This window comes from Candidatus Obscuribacterales bacterium (genome assembly GCA_036703605.1).
In the GTDB taxonomy this organism is placed as follows: Bacteria; Cyanobacteriota; Cyanobacteriia; order RECH01; family RECH01; genus RECH01.
Genome location: DATNRH010000383.1, coordinates 1 through 1035, shown reverse-complemented (window position 1 = coordinate 1035; position 1035 = coordinate 1). Strand labels below are relative to the sequence as shown.

Here is a 1035-nt window from a genome sequence, read left to right as displayed (position 1 = left end):
ATGGCAGTGGACATTTGTCTCTTCACTGAGACGAAGCTGACCAATGGCATACACACAAGGAGTTGCTTAGGCTACTCTGTGGCTGCCACCCGGGCAGTCAGTCCACACCAGGGCGGCGTAGCCCTTATTTACAAAGATTCTGCCTACTGGCAAATTGAATCCCTGAGGAAGCATGGGCCTAATGTCATCAGCTGTGAGCTGGTGTCAGGTTTTCAGCGTCGACCCTTGGTAGGCGCGTACATCCCTCCCTCAGGCAACTACAGATTAACACTGGCCGCAATCGACCAAGCCATGGACCGCTTCACTCCAGAAGAGCGCCTTCGGGCTATCCTCCTTGGAGACCTGAATGTCAACTTGGCTAGCCCTCAGGGCGCCCGGGCTGTGGAAATTGCTACGGCTTTGGACACACATGGGCTGGAAGATTTGGTACCCCATTTCTATCAGCGTTCCCGCTTTGGATATGGAACCACTTGGCGCCAGTGCCGGAACGGCCAATGGATTAACTCGCGTTGCGACTACATCCTTGGCACTGATCGTCGGATCTGGCAAAATGTCAGCATTCGCGATCCCCGCAACTTCGATAGTGACCACTACATGGTCATTGGCAAGTTGCTCTCTGCCCCGATGACAGGGAACCGACGATACCTTCTTGGCCGTCGCCGCTTCCCCCTGAAGCTCCCAAAATGGGGGCCTCAATCTCGTGCGGATGCTCTGTTCCAGGCCCTCCAGGAGATGAAAACACCTCCCCAGCGAGTAAATCGCTTGAAGAAACCTTGGGTTTCTGAGGCCACCTGGAAGTTAGTCGACCAGAAAGCGGCACTTCGGCACCGCCGTCAGGTTGGCCATGACAGAGAGCTCCAGTCTGAAAGCCGCCGCCTCTCTCGCCGGATCCAACAGGCCCTCAAGGCTGACCGGAAACAGCGAGTGGAGACAGCCGGGGCTGCCATTGAAGCAGCCCTGTCGGCGAACGACTTGCAAGGAGCTTGGACCCAATGCAAGGCTTGGTACCGTGAAGCCAGCGACCGGGCCCCAAAA

Annotated in this window: 1 protein-coding gene; it reads left to right on the top strand. The window is 56.6% G+C overall.

The genetic code is table 11. The features are described from left to right. On the top strand, positions 1-1035 hold a 1035-nt coding region (locus V6D20_07985), incomplete at its 3' end, for an endonuclease/exonuclease/phosphatase family protein (protein ID HEY9815724.1).